The following is an 18,714-nucleotide window of genomic DNA, read 5'->3' on the forward strand; positions in this document are numbered from 1 at the left end:
AAGAATTACGGCACCTGCGCTTTCGAGCCAGGTGCCGTATTCGTTTGAATCTGCGCCACAAGCGCACCATCACAGAAGGAGTATGACATGAGTGAATTGACGCCTCTGACCGACGAAGCGTTGAATACCCTGCGCGGCGATTTCGCACAGAGCGGCACCAACCGTCTGGCCATGAACGCGGTGACCGCCGCCGGCATCGACAAGGTGGCTCGCAATTATGACCGCGCTCGTCTGATGCAGCGTCGTTTCTCCACCATCGTTGACAATGGCGAAGCCACCCATCAGGATCGCTCCGGCCGCTGCTGGCTGTTCAGCTCCCTGAACGTGGCCCGTTTCGTGGCCAAGAAGAACATGAACTTGAAGGAGTTCGAGTTCTCCCAGAACTACGCGATGTACTACGACAAGCTGGAGCGCGTCAACTACTTCCTTAAGGATGTGGCCGCTCTGGTGGCTGCCGGAGAGCCTTCCGACTCCCGCCTGATGCAGCACCTGCTCGCCGACGTGATGGGCGATGGCGGCCAGTGGACCATGGCCATGAACGTGTACAAGAAGTACGGCGCTGTGCCCAAGGACCTGTTCCCGGAGACCGAATCCTCCAAGAACACCGGTGAAATGAACATCCAGCTGCGCCACATGCTGCACACCGCCGTGGCGCACATGTACGCCGCTGACGGCGATGCCTCCAAGGTCGAGGCGATTATTGCCGACGCCACTGCTGCCGGCCACCGTATTCTGACCATCCACCTGGGCGAGCCGCCGGTTTCCTTCGACTGGGAATGGACCGACAAGGATGGCGAATTCCACCGCGACGGCGAGATTACGCCGGTTGAGTTCTGGAAGAAGTACGTGGGTCCGGCTGATCTTGAGGACTACGTGTGCCTGGTGGACGATCCGCGCACCGAGCACGCCAAGGGCAAGAAGATCGGCATCGAGCACCTCGGCAATGTGGCTGGCGGCGACGCCACCGAGTACCTCAACGTGCCAAACCAGTTCATGAAGGACTGCGTCAAGCAGATTCTCGTTGAGCAGGGCATTCCGGTATGGTTCGGTGCCGACTGCCACCCGTTCATGGACCGTGAGAACGGCGCTTGGGCCACCGACCTGTTCGAGTACGGCCGCGTGTACGACGTGGACTTCGATTTGGACAAGGAAGCCCGCGTGCGCTTCGGCGACTCCGCCATGAACCACGCCATGGCTTTCGCCGGCGTTGACGTGGCCGACGACGGCACCACCCGCCGCTGGCGCGTGGAGAACTCTTGGGGCGCCAAGATCGCCGACAAGGGCTACTTCACCATGTCCGACGACTGGTTCACCGAATACGTCTACGAGGTAGCCGTCCCGAAGGCCCTGTTGCCCGAGGAATACCAGAAGGCCCTCGAAGAGCCAGCCACCATGCTCCCCGCATGGGATCCGATGGGCGCTTTGGCCTGACTTCGTCAGCCTCCCGGAATCGGCCTGACGGCCAATGCTGTGTTTTCTCGCAGCCTGTCGGCTGCTAGGGTCTCTCCCTCTGTCAGCGCGAAGCCGCTGACAGAGGGAGAGACCGCGGTCGCAGGCCGCACAACAACACAGCATCGCCGCAGGCGAGTCCACACAGGCGAGTCCACCCAAAGTCCATAACCGCCGGCCCAACAAGCAGTCCCCGTAACAAACTGCTATAGTTGGGCTTTTGCGTCTATGGCGACATACCGACAGTACGTATACAAGGAAAGGAGTCGAGCAATGGCAGCACTACGTGGTCCGGATAGTTCCGAGGATGAACGTCGTTTGGGGGAGCAGGCCGTCTTTCCTGAGACCGTCGATGTCAACATTCGTCAGCTTGACCCCATTCCCGCGCCGCGTGCCTTCCTCAGGGAGCAGCCGCTCACCGATGAGATGAGCGAGCTCGTGCTCCACTCGCGGCAGGAAATCCGCGATGTGCTCAACGGCCGCGACGACCGACTGCTCGTCATCGTGGGCCCCTGCTCAATCCACGACCCGAAGGCCGCGCACGAGTACGCAGAAAAGCTGGCTGCCGTCAAGCGCGAGTTGGAAGACCGACTCGTGATCGTGATGCGCGTGTACTTCGAGAAGCCGCGCACCACCATCGGCTGGAAAGGCCTCATCAACGACCCCGATCTGGACGGTCGCTTCAATATTCGTAAGGGCATGTGGCTGGCCCGCAAGGTGCTCACCGACGTGCTGAGCCTCGGCCTGCCCGCCGCCACCGAATGGCTTGACCCCATCACCCCGCAGTACATCTGCGACGCGATCAGCTGGGGTGCCATCGGCGCGCGTAACACCGAATCCCAAGTCCACCGCGAACTGGCCAGTGGCCTGTCCATGCCGGTGGGCTTCAAGAACTCCACCGACGGCTCCATCAAGGCCGCCGCCGATTCCTGTTTCGCGGCCGGCTTCGAGCATCACTTCCTGTCCATTAACTTGGACGGTCGCGTGATTTCCGCCGAAACCAAAGGCAACCCGGATTGCCATCTGGTTCTGCGCGGCTCCAGCCACGGCCCGAACTACGATGCCGAATCCGTGCGTCAAGCTCTGGAAGACCTCAAGGTTTCCAAAGCGTCCGGCCCGAGCCAGCATGGCCTCGTCATCGATGCCGCCCACGGCAACTGCGGCAAAGACGAAAACCGCGAAGCCGAAGTCATCGAAGAGATCGCTGAGCGCCTGGCGCACGGCGAACAAGGCATCACCGGCGTAATGATGGAAAGCTTCTTGGTCGGCGGTCACCAAAAGCCGGCCCCGCTCGACCAGTTGGTCTACGGTCAGTCCGTCACCGACTCTTGCGTGCCGTGGGAACGCACCAACGAACTGCTGCACACCCTAGCCGACGCCGTCACCGCTCGCCGCTCGGCTAAATAGCTTTGTCTTTGTAAAAATGCTCACTGAGACCCACTCAGTGAGCATTTTTTGCCAATAACGGTGGTCATGTCAGTTTGTTCCCGTGACACCTTATCCTTGGGAAGGATACTGACCCAAGGAGAGATGTTATGCAGCAGCAGGAGGAAGCAGCACATTCGCTGCATCCGTTGCAAGTCGGTCCGCAGCCGTTGAACACCCCAGAAGAGCTTCGCGCCATTCGTCAGGCGATGGGGGAGGGGAAGAACCCGCTCGTTGCCACTGATGTGCCGCGTTGGGAAGATCAGGTGGGTGTCAGTCGCATCATCAACCGCCGCGTATTGGAGTTGGAGCCGCTGCCCACGCCCGCGCAAGTGCTCGCTGAACTCCCGCTGACTGATCAGGCTCAGGAAATCGTCGCCTACTCGCGTGATGAGATTCGCGCGTGCCTGTACGGCCAAGACGACAGGCTGTTGGTCATCGTCGGCCCCTGTTCGGTTCATGACCCGAAGGCCGCGCTGGACTACGCGCGCCGATTGGCCAAGCTGAAAGATGAGCTCGGTGAACAGCTGCTCATCGTCATGCGCGTGTACTTCGAGAAGCCGCGCACTACCATTGGCTGGAAGGGCCTGATCAACGACCCGGATATTGATGGCAGCCACAATATTCGCAAGGGCCTGTTGCTTGCTCGCAAAACCTTGCTTGGTGTGCTGAAGGAAGGATTGGCGGCCGCCACGGAATTTCTGGAGCCCACCAGCCCGCAGTTCATCTCGGACGCGGTGAGTTGGGGCGCCATTGGTGCGCGCAACACGGAAAGCCAGATCCACCGCCAATTGGCCAGCGGGCTTTCCATGCCGGTCGGCTTTAAGAATGCCACTGACGGCTCGGTGAAGGCAGCGGTCAACGGTTGCTTCGCCGCTGCTCAGCAGCACACGTTCTTCGGCATTGACCATCTGGGGCGTGCCTGCGCAGTCGAGACCCTTGGCAACCCGGACTGCCATGTGGTGTTGCGCGGCTCGATTCACGGCCCGAACTACGATGCCGAATCCGTGGCCAAAGCCATGGAAGACGTACGCGCCGAAATGCCCGCCGAATCCGCAGCCTCGCATGGTCTGATTGTTGATTGCTCGCACGGTAACTCCGGCAAGGACGAACATCGTCAGGCCGAAGTCGTGCGCAATATTGCCAGCAGAATTGCAGCTGGCGAACAGGGTATTACCGGCATCATGATGGAAAGCTTTATTGAAGGAGGCAATCAGAAGGCCGCGCCGCTTGATCAGCTGGTCTATGGCAAGTCGATTACTGACAAGTGCATCAGCTGGGAAGAAACCGAGGCCTTGCTGCGCGAGCTTGCGGAAGCCGTAGCCACACGGCGTTGGCACTGAGTTGCGTCATCGGCTCTCTCGCGGGAGCAATGCAACGAAACGTCTCTACCCCTCAGCCTGCCATTCGGCGGCCACCTCCCCTGACAAGGGGAGCCGAAAGTGTTGTGAAAGGAACTTACGTATGGGTATGAAAACTGTAGCTATTATTGGCGCATTGGATGAGGAAGTGGCGCTGATCGCCAAATCGCTCACGCATGTGACGCACACCGCCAAGGGCAGCCTTGACATCGTGTCCGGCACGGTCGACTCCTTCGGTTCTGACGTCATCAAGGTTGCCGCAACGGTAGGCGGCATGGGACTGGTCAATGCGGCCGCCACCACGCAGCTGCTGATTGACGAGATTGCCCCGGACGCCGTGATTTTCAGCGGCATCGCCGGCAACCTCAACACCCACCTGCACATCAACGACGTGGTGCTCGGCGGCACCCTGCGCTACCTCGACACTGACATGCGGCTCGTAGGCCAGTGGAAGCCCGGCACGGCGGACGCTCCGGTGGAGGAATTCCACTCTGATGACCGTCTGCTGGAAGTCGCCGACGAGGCGCTTGCCAATGCGGGCATTACCCACATCACCGGCATCATCGCCTCCGGCAACTACTTCGTGGACACGCCCCAAAAGGTCGAGGAGGTCATCCGACTCACCGGGGCTGACGCCGTGGAGATGGAAGGCGCCGCCGTGGCACAGGTCGCCGCCCGCAATAACGTGCCGGCACTGGTGATTCGTGCCCTTTCCGACAACGCCGACACCGATTACGAGGTATTCAAGGAGTTCGACATCTCCGAATACGCCGATACCGCCGCCCGTCTGGCTGTCGACATCGTCAAGCGCCTGTAACTGGTCACCTCCAAGTTCGGCGTTGCCGGTGTGGGCTGGTACATGGCCATCATGACTGCCCTCGCTCTGCTCGCTCTGTTCCTGATCAAGGAAAGCAAGGACAAGGACTACGAGCTGTAAATAGAGCTCCCCATATTATGCTCCCGCCAGCGGGAGCATTTTGTTATGTCGTCCCGCCAAAAATGAACAATAGACGAACTTACGTAGTTTAGGCATCTCACTACGCCTCGCACGTTTTACTCTGGAAATCATGGATATCTGGCAGATCGTCGTGATTGTGGTGCTCGCCGCGCTGATACTGGTGTGGGTTGCCGTCATCGCCTACAACAAAGGCCGCGTTTCAGGCCGGCTCGCCGCCGAACAGGACCTGTCCGGAGACGAGGATACGCATTCTCTATTCGGTGATGATGCGCCCGTGCGCCCCACCGAGCGTCGCCTGATTGAAGTCCTGCCCGAAGCCCTGATCGTCACCGACCGCAACGGTCTGGTCCAATATTCAAGCCCCGGCTCAGTGCCATTCGGCCTAGTCTCCGGCGACCGACTCAACTCGCGTGAAGTCGAGGACATCCTCACTCAGGCCGCCGCCGACGGTGGCATGCGTGAGCGTGAGGTTCAGCTGCCGATCAATCGCAATTCCTATCCGTCCTCTAATGGCCGAGGACTGGAGGCCGGCCAGTCACGCCCGTCCAACACGCTGTATTTGCGTGTGCGCATTGGCGATATCGGCGATGACCTGTACGCCATCTTCATCAACGACATGTCCGAGCAGCGCCGTTTCGAGGCCGTCCGCCGTGACTTTGTGACCAACGTTTCGCACGAACTCAAGACTCCGGCCGGTGCCATCGCGCTACTGGCCGAAACCGTGACCGACGCCGCCGATGATCCGGACGCCGTACGGTATTTTTCCGGCCGTATCTCCAAGGAATCCGCGCGCCTGACCGAACTGGTGCATCATCTTATCGACTTGCAGAAAGCCCAAAGCCCGCAAAGCGTGATCGATGCGCGGCGCATTTCCGCGCTGGATGTGGCACGCGCCGCCATCGCCGCCAATCAGACCCAAGCCGACTCCCGCCATGTGGATATCCGACTGAGTGTCAACGGACAGTCAGTGCCCACGAAGGTCGAGGAGCTGGCCGATGGCGAAGGTTCCTTGGAAGAATCAGGCAGCCCAGCCACGAACGGTCCGATGATCAAGGCCGACAAAGAGGCCATGCAAACCGCCGTCAAGAACCTCGTAGAGAACGCCATCCATTACTCGCCCGAACACACCACTGTGGCGGTCGGTGTGGGGGAGCGCGATGGCAAAGTCACCATCCGCGTGGTCGATCAGGGCATCGGCATCCCCGCCAAATCGCTGGACCGCATTTTCGAGCGGTTCTACCGGGTCGACCCGGCCCGTTCGCGCGAGACCGGCGGTTCGGGACTCGGCTTGGCCATCACCAAGCACTGCGTGCAGGAGAACGGCGGTCGGATTTCGGTCTGGTCGCGTACGGGGGAGGGGTCGACGTTCACCATCGAGCTGCCGGCCGCCCCGGATGAGGATGACGACGAGGTCCGGCCGGACGAGTCGACACAAGCGTAGGGCCTTGGTTGGTGCCCGATATGGTGCCATTCCATTGCCACACAATCACACAGTGGGCGAGGTGCGCACACCGCGCGTAGCCCAATTACGCAATTACGTACTTTCGGGAAACAGCAGGCTAACGGAGAACAAATGGTTACGATAATGTCGGAAAACTTTGCGCCTATGCGCACGGGAACATACCCAAGAAAGGCTACTATGACACGCATTCTTATCGTCGAAGACGAGGAATCCTATCGCGAGCCGCTGGTATACCAGCTCACACGCGAGGGGTACGACGTGTCCGCCGCCGCCACTGGCGAGGAAGGTCTGGAACTGTTCACCAAGGGCGGCATCGATTTGGTGCTGCTTGATTTGATGCTGCCGGGCATTGACGGCACTGCACTGTGCCGCCGCATTCGTGAGCAGAGCCGTGTGCCGATTATTATGCTCACCGCCAAGAGCGCCGAAATCGATAAGGTCGTTGGCCTTGAGATTGGTGCGGACGATTATGTGACCAAGCCGTACTCTTTCCGTGAGCTGCTGGCACGTATTCGTGCCGTGATGCGTCGCAATCAGGCCACTGCCCAGGCTTCCGGCACTGTGGATGACGATATTCCGCTGGTGTGTGGCGATATCGCCATGCAGGTTGGCCAGCATCAGGTCACCGTACGCGGCGAAGCCGTGTTCTTCCCGCTCAAGGAATTCGAACTGCTCGAATACCTCATGCAGAACAAGGGCCGTGTGATGACGCGTCACCAGCTGATCGACCGCATCTGGGGTTCGGATTATGTGGGCGACACCAAGACGCTCGACGTGCATGTCAAGCGCGTGCGCTCCAAGATCGAGGAAGATCCGGCGCACCCCAAGTATCTGACTACCGTGCGCGGTCTCGGATACAAGATCGATACTCCCGCGGAGTAAATGGAAGGCGGCCTTCGGGTCGCCTTTTTTGTTGTGGATTGTGGGCTCGCTGTGGACTCGCCGCAGGCGAGCCCGCTCCAAAAACTACGTAGCCTCAACGTAGCCCACAAACATCCAAGTGTTCATCTTCTGTTTACTGATTTCGGTTTTGGGCCCTTGAAACCACCAATACGCTTGTAGTTGTCATGAATTGACCGGGCAGCGCTGAGCCGCCCGCGAATAGTTGATAGAGGGATTAAGTAATAATCATGCAGAAGAACATCCTCGTTCGCTCCATTGCCGCTCTGTCCGGCATTGTGATGCTCGCTTCCGTGGCCGCCTGCGGCGATAACACTGCCGCCACGACCGACAACAGCTCCTCCTCCGATTCCACTTCCAAGTCCACCCCGATCTCCGGCAACTTCTCGGGCGCCGGCGCCTCCTCTCAGCAGGCCGCCGTTGAAGCCTGGATCGCCGGCTTCCAGGGCACCAACCCTGAGGCCAAGATCGCCTACAACCCGTCCGGTTCCGGCGCTGGCGTGCAGACCTTCCTGACCGGTGCCACCGCTTGGGCCGGCTCCGACAAGGCCCTTGCCGATGACGAAGTTGAGCAGTCCAAGTCCGTGTGCACTGAAGGCACCGCCTTCGATGTCCCGGTCTACATCTCCCCGATCGCCGTGGTCTTCAACCTCAAGGGCGTTTCCGATGCCGGCAAGCACATCAACATGGACGCTGCCACCATCGCCAAGATCTTCGACGGCAAGATCACCAAGTGGAACGATCCGGCCATCGCCGATCAGAACAAGGACCTGAAGCTGCCCGACACCGCCATCACCGTGGTGCACCGCTCCGATAAGTCCGGCACCACCCAGAACTTCGTCTCCTACTTCAAGGACGTCACCCCTGACAACTGGACCTACGACCTCTCCGAGAACTGGCCGAACGAGGTTGGCCAGGGTGCCAAGGGCACTTCCGGCGTGATCTCCACCGTCAAGCAGGCCGACGGCACCATCGGCTACGCTGACTTCTCTCAGGTCGGCGACCTGGGCACCGTGGCCGTCAAGGTCGGCGACAAGTACAACGAGATTTCCGCCGAGGCCGGCTCCAAGGTCATTGGGGATTCCAAGCAGGACGACACCGTTAAGGGTGACAACCGCATCGTCATCAAGATCAACCACGCCACCGAGGCCGAGGGCGCCTACCCGATCGTCCTGGTCTCCTACGACATCGTCTGCCCGGCCTACAAGGACACCAAGCAGGCTGAGTTCGCCAAGGCTTGGCTGACCTACGTGACCTCCGACGAGGGCCAGAAGGCCGCTCAGGATGCCGCCGGCACCGCTCCGCTGCCCTCCTCCCTGAAGTCCGAGATCACCAAGTCCATCGAGGCCATCAAGACCAAGTGATGACGTCGGCCCGCAAGGGTCGTGTGGACTGGACCTGACAACTGAACGATAGACTGTAGTAGTAAGAGCAGTCGCCGCCAACTTTAAGCCGCAGTCGTAAACCATACGGCTGCGGCTTAAAGCGGGTCAGGACCCGAACGGTTTGGCAACGTCACAGACGAAAACCGCACCACTTGAATACTTGATAACCACCCTATATAAGGAGAATCCGTGAGTTCGCAAGACAAAACGGCTGTGCAGCCAGTTGGTGGCAAGACCGCCGACAAGGTGTTTCGCGGTGTGGCATACGCCTGCGGCATCCTGATCCTGGTTGTACTTGCCGCTGTGTTCCTGTTCCTGTTCTTCCGCGCCTGGCCACTCATCGGTGGCGATCAGGCCGCCAACAGCCAGACCGTGTCCAGCTTTACCGGCGGCAAGGCCAGCAGCTTCTGGGGCTACGTGCTCCCGCTGTTGTTCGGTACTGTGCTCGTGTCTTTGCTGGCACTGCTGATTGCCTTCTTCGTGTCCATCGGCATTGCGCTGTTCATTTCGCATTATGCGCCTAAGAAGCTCGCCACCGCGCTGAGCTATGTGGTCGATTTGCTGGCTGCCATCCCGTCCGTTATCTACGGTTTGTGGGGCGGCCTGATTCTGGTGCCGGCCATCTACCCGTTCTGGAACTGGGTTGCCAACCACCTGGGCTTCATTCCACTGTTCGAGGGCCCGGCCGCCAACCCGCCGCGCACCGTCGCCACCGTGGCTGTGGTGCTCGCCGTTATGATTTTGCCGATTATCACCTCCATGTCCCGCGATATCTTCATGCAGACCCCACGCCTGCACGAAGAGGCCGCGCTGGCGCTCGGCGCCACCAAGTGGGAGATGATTCGTCTGGCCGTGCTGCCCTTCGGCAAGTCCGGTATCGTGTCCGCCTCCATGCTGGCTCTCGGCCGCGCGCTTGGTGAGACGATGGCCGTGTTGATGATCCTGTCCCCGGGCCTCAACTACTCCATCAAGCTGCTGCAGGCCTCGCAGAACCAGACCATCGCCGCGAATATTGCCGCACAGTACCCTGAAGCCAACGATCTGGGCGTCTCCACGCTGATCGGAACTGGTCTGATTCTGTTCCTGATCACGTTCGTGGTCAACTTCATCGCCCGTAAGCTTACCGAGAAAGCGACTGCGTGATGACTGCTGCTGAGAACACTGAAAAGACTCCGATGGACGGCGCGCCCGAAATCGACTTCGATCGTTTCCGCCCGACCCGTTCCGCCATCCAGCGCCGTAATATCATGGACCACTTCATGTGGGTCCTGATCGCGGTGGCGTTTGTGATCGCCTGCATCCCGCTGATCTCCCTGCTGTGGACCACTATCGTCAACGGCATCAAGCGCCTGAACCTGAACTTCCTGAGCTACAACATGACCGGTGTGGTCGGTGGTAACCAGACCCCGTCCGGTGGTTACGGCGGTGTGCTGCACGCCATCATCGGTACTCTCGAAATCACCGCTGGCGCTATGGTTATCTCCATTCCGATCGGTTTGATGTGCGCCGTGTACCTGGTCGAATACTCGAACCGCGGCAAGCTCGCCACCACGGTCTCCCTGCTCGTCGACGTGATGAGCGGCATCCCGTCCATCGTGGCCGGCCTGTTCGCCTTCTCGATGTTCACGATTCTGCTGGGCCCCGGTACCATCAACGGTTTCGAAGGCTCCGTGGCTCTCTCCCTGCTGATGTTGCCCACCGTGGTCAAGTCCAGCGAGGAAATGCTCAAGATCGTGCCGAACGATTTGCGTGAGGCTTCCTTGGCTCTGGGCGTTACCAAGCAGCGCACGATTACCAAGATCGTGCTGCGCACCGCTCTGCCGGGCATCGTCTCCGGTGCCATTCTGGCCATCGCCCGCGTGATTGGTGAGACCGCACCGTTGCTGATGACCGCCGGCTACATCTCCAGCACCAACGTGAACCTGTTCTCCGGCCAGATGACCACCCTGCCGGTGTTCGTCTACCAGGAGTACTCGAAGCTCAGCGCGAACTGCCCGCCCAACGCCGACGCCACCTGCGTGACCACGATTCCGATGGAACGTGCGTGGGCTGCGGCTCTCGTGCTGATCGTCATCGTGCTGCTGCTGAACCTCATTGGCCGAATCGTGGCGAAGGTCTTCGCCGTCAAGACCGAACGCTAAGCCAGTCGCTAAGCCTAAGCCTTAAGAACACAAGGAAATATAAGGAAACATCATGGGACAACGTATTGACGTCAACCACGAAAACATCTACTACGGCGACTTTCTGGCCGTGGAAGATGTGAACATCAACATCGAGCCGAACAAGGTCACCTCCTTCATCGGCCCGTCCGGCTGCGGCAAGTCCACCGTGCTGCGCACCTTGGACCGTATGCACGAGATCATCCCTGGCGCTCACGTCGAGGGCGAGGTGCTGCTCGAAGGCAAGAACCTGTACGACAAGGACGTGGATCCGGTGGCCGTGCGCCGCGACGTCGGCATGGTCTTCCAGCGACCGAACCCGTTCCCGACCATGTCCATCCGTGAGAACGTGCTGGCCGGTGTGCGCCTGAACAACCACCACCTGGCCAAGTCCGACGCCGACGATCTGGTCGAGTGGGCTCTGCGCGGTGCCAACCTCTGGGAAGAGGTCAAGGACCGTCTTGACAACCCTGGCATCGGCCTGTCCGGTGGCCAGCAGCAGCGTCTGTGCATCGCCCGCGCCGTGGCCGTCCACCCGCAGGTGCTGCTCATGGATGAGCCCTGCTCCGCCTTGGACCCGATTTCGACCTTGGCTGTCGAGGATCTGATCAACGAGCTCAAGAGCGACTACACCATCGTGATCGTGACCCACAACATGCAGCAGGCCGCCCGTATCGCCGACTACACCGCCTTCTTCAACCTGAAGGCAGTGGGCCAGCCCGGTCACCTCGAGTACTTCGCGGACACCATCACGATGTTCAACAACCCGCAAAACGAAGAAGCCGAGCGCTACATCTCTGGAAGGTTCGGCTGATCGTTTCCTGCGCGCAGCGTAATGATTTGTGCGTAGGAGAAACGGCAAAGCCCGTCGCAAGGCGGGCTTTCGCATATTCAGCGCGAGTATTGCCGAGTATTACCGTTCTCGTAACGGAGCGAGCTGGAATACTTCGTCAGACTGGGCGGCGACTTCCCGCTTCGGTCGATCGACGGGAGAACGGCGGGTAAAGCGGTACAAGACAAGTCCGCACGATGAATACTCTGTGATGAATCTTCTGTTTACGGTGCGAGTGTGGAAGAATGGTCACAGCAAGGTCCAGCAAAGGAGCATAGGTGAGTACTGGTCTGATCGTCAGCATCGTCGTTGTCGTTATTATCGTTGTCTTGATTGGTTGGGGCGTCAGCGCCTATAACAACCTGGTGACGCTGAAGAACCGTGTGAAGAACGGTTGGGCGCAAATCGACGTGCAGTTGAAGCAGCGCGCCGACCTCATCCCGAACCTGGTGAATACCGTCAAGGGGTACGCATCCCACGAGTCTGAAGTCTTCACTCAGGTGACCGCCGCCCGCGCCGGCGTAGTGGCTGCGGCCAGCAACCCGAGCACGACCACTGCTCAGCGCGCCGCCGCCGAAAACCAGCTGTCCCGCGCCCTGTTCAACCTGCAAGCCACGGCTGAGGCATATCCGCAGCTGCAAGCCAACCAGAACTTCATGGATCTGCAGAACCAGCTCAAGGAACTGGAGAACAAGATCGCCTACGCCCGTCAGTTCTACAACGACGTGGTCCTGAAGCTCAACACCGCCATCGAAACCGTGCCGACGAACATCATCGCCGGTCTGTTCCACTTTGAGCAGGCGCAATACTTCGAGGCCGATGACGCTTCCCGTCAGGTGCCACAGGTCCAGTTCTGACCCGCTTCAGGCCCGTCCGGTAAGCCGCCGGCCGGGCCCGTATTGTCTTAAGAGAGGGAAGATATGCGGATACGATTCATTCGCGCCGGAATCATCAGCATTGTTGCCACGGTGGTGTTGGCAGTTATCACCTTGGCGATAATCGGGACTTCCGCGTTCGGCGATTCGGCCGACCTCAGCTACCGCACGCTGGACTATGACGTGACCGCCACCGCGAACGGTGATTTGAAGGTCACGCAGCATATCGACGTCAAGATGCGTGAGCGTACCGACAGTGACGACAACACCAAGCCGTGGAAGCAGCTGTTCCAGCAATACACGCTGAACTCCGGCACCTTGACTGATATCAGCGATATCAGCGTGCGCAACGTCACCGACGGCATCGACTACGCACAACAGAGCGAGCCCAAGCTGCCCAGTGACGTCTCTTCCGACAAGGAATGGAACAGCGACTACGCCAACCATTGGTATGTCGCCGATGTGAGCGATGGCAGCGACCATCCAAAGGCATACACGCCCGGTACCGATGGCCTCAAGCCCAGCGCCTCCGCCACCGAAGATGACACAACCGTGGAGATCGGCTGGAATATTCCGGTCACCACCGAGGCCGACAGCATGAAGTTCGATGTAAGCTTCACCATGCACGATGTGGCCACCAAATGGAAAGACGTGGCTTCCTTCCAATGGGAGCCGTTCGGCAAGAAGAACCAAGTGCCTATCGGCACGGTCACCGGCACCGTCCATTTCCCCAACGGCATCACCGGCAAAACCTCATGGACATGGCTGCACACCGAGCGCACCTCGGAAACCAAGCGCAACAGCGACGGCAGCTACACGTTCACGGCCTACAACATCCACAATGGCGACTACCTCGATGTGGTCGCGGCGTTCGATGCCGCCAAAGCCAAGGGCATCGCCCGCAAGGGAACCGGCAATCATCTCAAGGACCTGAAACAGGACGAATATAAGCAACAGCAGCGCTGGCTCGACAAGCAACGATTCGCTGCCAGAGCTCGTCTCGTGTTCTGGATTGTCAGCATCGTGCTCGGCATCGCGTTGTGCGCGTGGGGTATCTGGGCTGTGATCTCCAGCAACCGGCGTGCGCAATACAGTGGCAGCGTCGAATACTGGCGCGACCAGCCCGGCATCAGTCCGGCTTCCGCAGCCCGTCTGATTCGCGTGGTCGATCCGTCGACGCGCCAATCCGATGAAGACCGCCAGCTGACCGCCACCATGCTGTCGCTCGCCGTCAAGAAGGCCATCGCCATTTATCCGGGGCCGTCGGACATGTATCGCGGCATCGACATGAGCCAGGCCACGCCGGTGGGCTTGAGCCAAATGATTGCCGCCGACCAAGGCAAGCAGTATGCGGCAGGCATCACCAGCACCATCGTGATTCTGCCGCTCGCCATTGATGAGGCACCCAACGCGCAACAGTTGGGATTGAGCGAATCGGAAGATGCGCTGCTGAACCTGCTCATCGTCATTTCTCAGCGCGTGGGCAGCCCGGTATTCGACCTGAACCAGATGAAGGCGACCTGCCAGAACTGGCAAGACGGCTATATTGAGCTCGGCAAATTCACCGGTGCATGCAGCATGGAATACCAGCGGCTGGGTGCCACGCGCTCTGTGGGCTGGCAATGGATCCTACCCGGCGTATTGGCCGCCGTGCTGGGATTTGGTTCGCTGCTGGCCAACAGCTTTATCGGATACCCGGTGGCTGGTCTTATCGGGCTGCCGATATTCCTGGTCGGACTGTTCTGCTCGATGGCCGGCGCGATGACCGTGCTCACTGATCAAGGGCAGGATATCGCCGGCCGGACTCTGGGCCTTAAGCGTTATATGGAAGACTTCTCCAACTTCACCGACCGGGGTACCGCCGATTTGGCCTTGTGGGATTGGTATATGGTCTACGCCGCCGCGTTTGGCATTTCCGATCGCGTGATGCGTGAACTGGCCAAAGCATATCCTCAGGTCAACGACCCGGCTTGGCTGGATGCCAACGCCTCCAACTCGTTGTTCTACTGGAACTACCGCCCGTATGGCTGGTACAGCCACCGCCATAATGGTCCGTTCGACCACGATGCTGCCGGGCAGATGGACCCGGGCATTAGCGGCCCAGCTCCGGCTTACGGAGGCACATCGTTTGCCGGCGGATTCTCCGACCTCGGCTCGCAGCTGAACTCCGGACTCGCTGACATCAGCTCGACCATCAGCGCGGCAGCACCATCCGCCGATTCCGGTGGCGATTTCTCCAGCTTCGGCTCGGGTGGCGGCTCCGGTTTCGGTGGCTCGTTCGGCGGTTCGGGTGGCGGCTCGTTCGGCGGGCGGTAAATCCAGCGTTCTGCTTACGCTGGAATCGGACACAGACCGTCTCATTACTGTTGAAGGGAATCACCATGGCATTGTTCCGTAACCTCGGACCGTTCTCCACCACCGCCATCGGCCACGGCGAAATGCCGCTGACCATCGAAAACAATCGCGGCCACGAGGTCGGCATCGAAACCCTGCATGCCTCGCTGGACGCCGGCTGCCGCCACATCGACACCGCTTGGGCCTACTACTGCTCCGGCGGCGAAGAACAGACCGGTGAAAAGCTGGTGCGCGAGGCCCTTGAGACCTGGAAGGGGCCGAAGGACGAGGTGCTGGTGGCCACCAAGGTGGGCCACTTCCGCAACTTCACCGACGGCCGCCCCACGTGGGATGTGGACGGTCGCCCGGAGAACCTGATTCGGCGCGGCAAGGAGAGCGCACTGGCGCTCGGCGTGGACACCATCGACCTGCTGTACTTCCACCGCCCGGACCCGAAGGTGCCGTACAACGAGTCCGTCGAAGCCATCAAGCAGCTGGTGGACGAGGGCGTGGCGCAGGAGGCCGGTATCTCCAACGCCTCCATCGAGCAAATCGACATTGCGCGCGGCATTCTGGGCGACAAGCTCGTGGCCGTGCAGAACCAGTACTCGCCGATTCACCTGGAGACCCAGGACACGCTCGACTACTGTGCCAAGGTCGGTCTGGCCTTCGTGTGCTGGAGCCCGCTCGGCGGCTACCGTCACCCCTATGATGAGACCAAGTTCGACCCGTTCCGCGAGGTCGCGGCGGCCCACGGCGTGAGCTACCAGCAGGTCGTGCTGGCATGGGAGCTCGCCAAGGGCGACCACATGTTCGTGATTCCCGGCGCCCACCACCCCGAGACCATCCTTGACTCCCTCAAGGCCGACCAGCTCGAGCTCACCCCCGAAGAGCTCGCCAAGCTCGGCTGATTGCCCATTCCCCATCCTCCCGAATTTGTGCCGCTGACGTTGGCTTAACGTCACAAATTCGGGAGGATTGATTCGTCTTGAAGGAACCGTCATGCGCAAAAAACTCATCCTCGACCTCGATACCGGCATCGATGACGCGCTCGCCATCGCATATGCCCTAGGCAGTGCCGACGAGATCGATCTGATCGGTATCACGGCCACCTACGGCAATGTCGCGGTGCCCCTGGCCGCGCACAACGCGCTGGCGGTGGTGCACTTGTTCGGGCGTGACGATGTCCCGGTCTATCCCGGAGTCGACCATCCCATCGCCCCGGCAACATTGCCGAAAATGCGTGGCACCACACCAGACGAGCGGGCCCAGGCCTACGCGCGCTGGCAGAACGGCGGCGCGGACGGCTGGCAAACGGACGCTTCGTGGTCACCAACTCCCGGCTCGGTGGCGGTCCACCATTCCAACGGCATCGGCGGCGCAATCATCCCCGACTCCCCGCGCGCTCCGGAAGCACCAGGCTCGGCGGTCGATTTCATCATCACCGCCGCGCGCGAATACGGCCCGGACCTGACCATCGTACCTACGGGCGCGATGACCACCATGGCCACCGTATTCCGCAACGCTCCGGACCTGAAGGATTCCGGTGTGAACGTGACGTTGATGGGCGGCGCCCTCACATTGCCCGGCAATGTAAGCCCGGCCGCCGAAGCGAACATCTCCCAAGACCCAGAGGCAGCAGACTATCTGTTCAAGTGTGGCGCACGCACCACCATGATCGGCCTCGACGTGACCCACCAGACCGCGCTCACCCGCGAGAAAGCCCATGAATGGGCGTCTCTGGGGACGCAGGCCGGCGACTTCCTCGTCACCATGACCGACTACTACATCGACTTCTACCTGAAGAACCAGCCGGAGATTCGCGGATGTGGACTGCACGACCCGCTGGCCGTGGCCGCCGCGCTCGACCCATCGCTGGTCACGACCTTCGGGTTCAACTTGCAAGTCGATCTCGAGGGCCCGTTCCGAGGCCGTACCATCGGCGATCGTTCACGGCTTCAGGACCCCGACAAACACACGCAGGTCGCCTTGGGCGTCGATGTGCCGGAATTCCTCGGCCGTTTCATGACCCGCGTCACCGCGGCGGCCCGGTGACGCGGACGGCGGCCGTCCGGTCCGCTCCACGCCGTGGATGGATATGACCCACGGCGTGGAGCGCCTTTTCGGGAACCGACAGAACATAGGGGGGCGCTGCATGCGCAGCGCCCCCCTATGTGTCAGATCACGCCGCAGCCCGGAATCAGGCCGCCGGGCGGATCGAGCGTGAGATATTGCTCCTCCAGATCGATGTCGGGGACCAAGGCCTCCACGAACGGGACCAACGCGGTCTTTTCGACCACATCCTCGCCCTTGGAATTCTGGCCGGTTACCACCGGCTCGGTCAAACGAATCTTGAGCAGGGATTGGGCGGGGGAGTCGATCACATCCACCACTTTGCCGACCACTTGGCCGGCGGGCAGTCCCAGACCGTTGCCCTCGACTAGACGGGCCTCAAGGCCAATAAGATCCTTGGGATACCATTCGTCGGCCTCGAGCATGTCCTCCGCATCGTCGGCCTCGCCGTAGAGTTCGACACCGTTTAGGGCCTCGGCGGCATTGCGGTCGTCGACGCCCTCAAGCTTGAGAATCCAACGATCCTTGAACGTGCGCGAGCCCTCGACGATGTACTCGGTCTCGCCATCCTGGCTGTAGAGCACGGAGTCCGGCTCGAAGCGCCACTCGGGATCATCGGTGTACAGGCGCACGGTGACTTCGCCCTTCAGGCCCTGTGCGCGGCCAATACGAGCGACCCTCAGCAACTCGAGCTGCTGAGGGTCGTCGTGCATGTCTTGCTGTGCCATGCTGTGAATCGTTCCTTATCGGTTATCGACGGACGTCCATGATGTCAACGCGGACCTTGTGGTCAGACAGTGCCTGAATCACGGTGCGAATCGCGTTGGCGGTGCGGCCGCCACGGCCGATCACACGGCCGATGTCTTCCGGGTTCACGCGTACGCGAAGCAGTTCGCCGCGCGCGTTCTCATGAGACTTGACGGAAACATCGTCGGGAAAATCAACGATGTTCTTGATGAGGTGTTCCACAGCTTGTGCAAGCATAGCTAGCCTTTCGTTTCCGCTCAGGCCTCAGCCGGAGCTTCTTCGGCGGCCTCTTCAGCCGGGGCTTCCTCAGCGGCGGCAGCGGCTTCGGCTTCAGCCTTGGCCTTGGCAGCAGCTTCGGACTTGGCGGCCTTCAGCTTCTGAGCCTGGTCCTCAACGGCCGCGATGCGGGCCTCGGCGTCCGGGCCAGCCTCAACGGTCTTCAGGGTGCCTTCGGCACCTTCAAGGCCCTTGTACTTCTGCCAGTCGCCGGTGATGTTCAGCAGCTTGAAGACGGGCTCGGACGGCTGAGCGCCAACGCCGAGCCAGTACTGAGCGCGATCAGACTTGATCTGGATGGTCGAGGGCTGGGTGTTGGGGTTGTAGGTACCGATCTCCTCGATGACCTTGCCGTCACGCTTCTTGCGGGAATCGACGACCACCACACGGTAGAAGGCGTAGAACTTCTTGCCCTGTCGCTTCAGACGAATCTTGGTTGCCAAAATGGCTCTCCTTGTAATGCTAGGTGTGCGGGTTC

The 18,714-nt window shown here is 60.5% G+C and carries 17 protein-coding genes; 14 read left to right on the top strand and 3 right to left on the bottom strand.

Translation table 11 applies throughout. The features are described from left to right. Nucleotides 1-87 precede the first annotated feature (87 nt). From AB5287_RS09075 to AB5287_RS09140, 14 genes are all read left to right on the top strand, one after another. On the top strand, nt 88-1,431 hold the full coding sequence (locus AB5287_RS09075; protein WP_007055726.1) for a C1 family peptidase: 1,344 nt from the start codon (nt 88-90) through the stop codon (nt 1,429-1,431). 291 nt (nt 1,432-1,722) lie between these two features. Next, nucleotides 1,723-2,856, top strand: coding sequence for a 3-deoxy-7-phosphoheptulonate synthase (locus tag AB5287_RS09080; protein ID WP_007051442.1), 1,134 nt, complete (start codon nt 1,723-1,725; stop codon nt 2,854-2,856). A 128-nt stretch (nt 2,857-2,984) separates the two neighbouring features. Continuing rightward, nucleotides 2,985-4,217, top strand: coding sequence for a 3-deoxy-7-phosphoheptulonate synthase (locus tag AB5287_RS09085; protein ID WP_007051440.1), 1,233 nt, complete (start codon nt 2,985-2,987; stop codon nt 4,215-4,217). Nucleotides 4,218-4,338: 121 nt separating this feature from the next. After that, complete coding sequence (gene mtnN / locus AB5287_RS09090; RefSeq protein ID WP_007051439.1) at nt 4,339-5,052, top strand: 5'-methylthioadenosine/S-adenosylhomocysteine nucleosidase; 714 nt, start codon at nt 4,339-4,341, stop codon at nt 5,050-5,052. A 250-nt stretch (nt 5,053-5,302) separates the two neighbouring features. After that, on the top strand, nt 5,303-6,634 hold the full coding sequence (locus tag AB5287_RS09095; protein ID WP_117646676.1) for a cell wall metabolism sensor histidine kinase WalK: 1,332 nt from the start codon (nt 5,303-5,305) through the stop codon (nt 6,632-6,634). 198 nt (nt 6,635-6,832) lie between these two features. Continuing rightward, the gene (locus AB5287_RS09100) at nt 6,833-7,537 is read left to right on the top strand and encodes a response regulator transcription factor (protein WP_032747128.1); all 705 of its coding nucleotides are present in this window, start codon (nt 6,833-6,835) and stop codon (nt 7,535-7,537) included. A 248-nt stretch (nt 7,538-7,785) separates the two neighbouring features. After that, a complete protein-coding gene (gene pstS, locus AB5287_RS09105) occupies nt 7,786-8,919 on the top strand; it encodes a phosphate ABC transporter substrate-binding protein PstS (RefSeq protein WP_014485891.1) in 1,134 nt (377 codons plus the stop codon). Between the two features lie 210 nt (nt 8,920-9,129). Next, a complete protein-coding gene (pstC, locus tag AB5287_RS09110) occupies nt 9,130-10,083 on the top strand; it encodes a phosphate ABC transporter permease subunit PstC (protein ID WP_007055708.1) in 954 nt (317 codons plus the stop codon). After that, nucleotides 10,083-11,081: a phosphate ABC transporter permease PstA gene (pstA, locus tag AB5287_RS09115; RefSeq protein WP_008782854.1), complete on the top strand. Its 999-nt coding sequence runs from the start codon at nt 10,083-10,085 to the stop codon at nt 11,079-11,081. The genes pstC and pstA overlap by 1 nt, the downstream gene beginning before the upstream one ends. A 52-nt stretch (nt 11,082-11,133) precedes the next feature. Next, complete coding sequence (gene pstB / locus AB5287_RS09120) at nt 11,134-11,913, top strand: phosphate ABC transporter ATP-binding protein PstB (protein WP_007054799.1); 780 nt, start codon at nt 11,134-11,136, stop codon at nt 11,911-11,913. A gap of 296 nt (nt 11,914-12,209) precedes the next feature. Then, nucleotides 12,210-12,788: a LemA family protein gene (locus AB5287_RS09125; protein WP_007054801.1), complete on the top strand. Its 579-nt coding sequence runs from the start codon at nt 12,210-12,212 to the stop codon at nt 12,786-12,788. Between the two features lie 63 nt (nt 12,789-12,851). Continuing rightward, a complete protein-coding gene (locus AB5287_RS09130; RefSeq protein ID WP_196019480.1) occupies nt 12,852-15,122 on the top strand; it encodes a DUF2207 domain-containing protein in 2,271 nt (756 codons plus the stop codon). Nucleotides 15,123-15,187: 65 nt separating this feature from the next. Continuing rightward, the gene (locus tag AB5287_RS09135) at nt 15,188-16,051 is read left to right on the top strand and encodes an aldo/keto reductase (RefSeq protein ID WP_013140228.1); all 864 of its coding nucleotides are present in this window, start codon (nt 15,188-15,190) and stop codon (nt 16,049-16,051) included. A 91-nt stretch (nt 16,052-16,142) separates the two neighbouring features. Beyond that, a complete protein-coding gene (locus AB5287_RS09140) occupies nt 16,143-17,195 on the top strand; it encodes a nucleoside hydrolase (RefSeq protein ID WP_368221082.1) in 1,053 nt (350 codons plus the stop codon). Between the two features lie 122 nt (nt 17,196-17,317). Here the strand turns inward: AB5287_RS09140 and rimM are convergent, their stop codons facing one another. From rimM to rpsP, 3 genes are read right to left on the bottom strand one after another with little or no spacing between them, the layout of a single operon-like run. Further along, nucleotides 17,318-17,941, bottom strand: coding sequence for a ribosome maturation factor RimM (rimM, locus tag AB5287_RS09145; RefSeq protein ID WP_196024799.1), 624 nt, complete (start codon nt 17,939-17,941; stop codon nt 17,318-17,320). A 22-nt stretch (nt 17,942-17,963) separates the two neighbouring features. Then, entirely contained in the window at nt 17,964-18,197 is a 234-nt protein-coding gene (locus AB5287_RS09150) for an RNA-binding protein (protein WP_007051427.1), read from the bottom strand. A gap of 20 nt (nt 18,198-18,217) precedes the next feature. Continuing rightward, nucleotides 18,218-18,679 carry a 30S ribosomal protein S16 gene (gene rpsP / locus AB5287_RS09155; RefSeq protein WP_007054806.1) on the bottom strand — a complete coding sequence of 154 codons (462 nt, stop codon included), beginning with the start codon at nt 18,677-18,679 and terminating at the stop codon, nt 18,218-18,220. Nucleotides 18,680-18,714 lie beyond the last annotated feature (35 nt).

Source organism: Bifidobacterium sp. RTP21102st3_E2_RTP21102_210122 (assembly GCF_040916945.1).
Lineage (GTDB): Bacteria > Actinomycetota > Actinomycetes > Actinomycetales > Bifidobacteriaceae > Bifidobacterium > Bifidobacterium longum.

Bases quoted from the DNA above. Each gene is read 5' to 3' on its own strand.
- AB5287_RS09075 (WP_007055726.1), top strand. From the start codon at position 88: ATGAGTGAATTGACGCCTCTGACCGACGAAGCGTTGAATACCCTGCGC.
- AB5287_RS09080 (WP_007051442.1), top strand. From the start codon at position 1,723: ATGGCAGCACTACGTGGTCCGGATAGTTCCGAGGATGAACGTCGTTTG.
- AB5287_RS09085 (WP_007051440.1), top strand. From the start codon at position 2,985: ATGCAGCAGCAGGAGGAAGCAGCACATTCGCTGCATCCGTTGCAAGTC.
- mtnN (WP_007051439.1), top strand. From the start codon at position 4,339: ATGGGTATGAAAACTGTAGCTATTATTGGCGCATTGGATGAGGAAGTG.
- AB5287_RS09095 (WP_117646676.1), top strand. From the start codon at position 5,303: ATGGATATCTGGCAGATCGTCGTGATTGTGGTGCTCGCCGCGCTGATA.
- AB5287_RS09100 (WP_032747128.1), top strand. From the start codon at position 6,833: ATGACACGCATTCTTATCGTCGAAGACGAGGAATCCTATCGCGAGCCG.
- pstS (WP_014485891.1), top strand. From the start codon at position 7,786: ATGCAGAAGAACATCCTCGTTCGCTCCATTGCCGCTCTGTCCGGCATT.
- pstA (WP_008782854.1), top strand. From the start codon at position 10,083: ATGACTGCTGCTGAGAACACTGAAAAGACTCCGATGGACGGCGCGCCC.
- pstB (WP_007054799.1), top strand. From the start codon at position 11,134: ATGGGACAACGTATTGACGTCAACCACGAAAACATCTACTACGGCGAC.
- AB5287_RS09130 (WP_196019480.1), top strand. From the start codon at position 12,852: ATGCGGATACGATTCATTCGCGCCGGAATCATCAGCATTGTTGCCACG.
- AB5287_RS09135 (WP_013140228.1), top strand. From the start codon at position 15,188: ATGGCATTGTTCCGTAACCTCGGACCGTTCTCCACCACCGCCATCGGC.
- AB5287_RS09140 (WP_368221082.1), top strand. From the start codon at position 16,143: ATGCGCAAAAAACTCATCCTCGACCTCGATACCGGCATCGATGACGCG.
- rimM (WP_196024799.1), bottom strand. From the start codon at position 17,941: ATGGCACAGCAAGACATGCACGACGACCCTCAGCAGCTCGAGTTGCTG.
- AB5287_RS09150 (WP_007051427.1), bottom strand. From the start codon at position 18,197: ATGCTTGCACAAGCTGTGGAACACCTCATCAAGAACATCGTTGATTTT.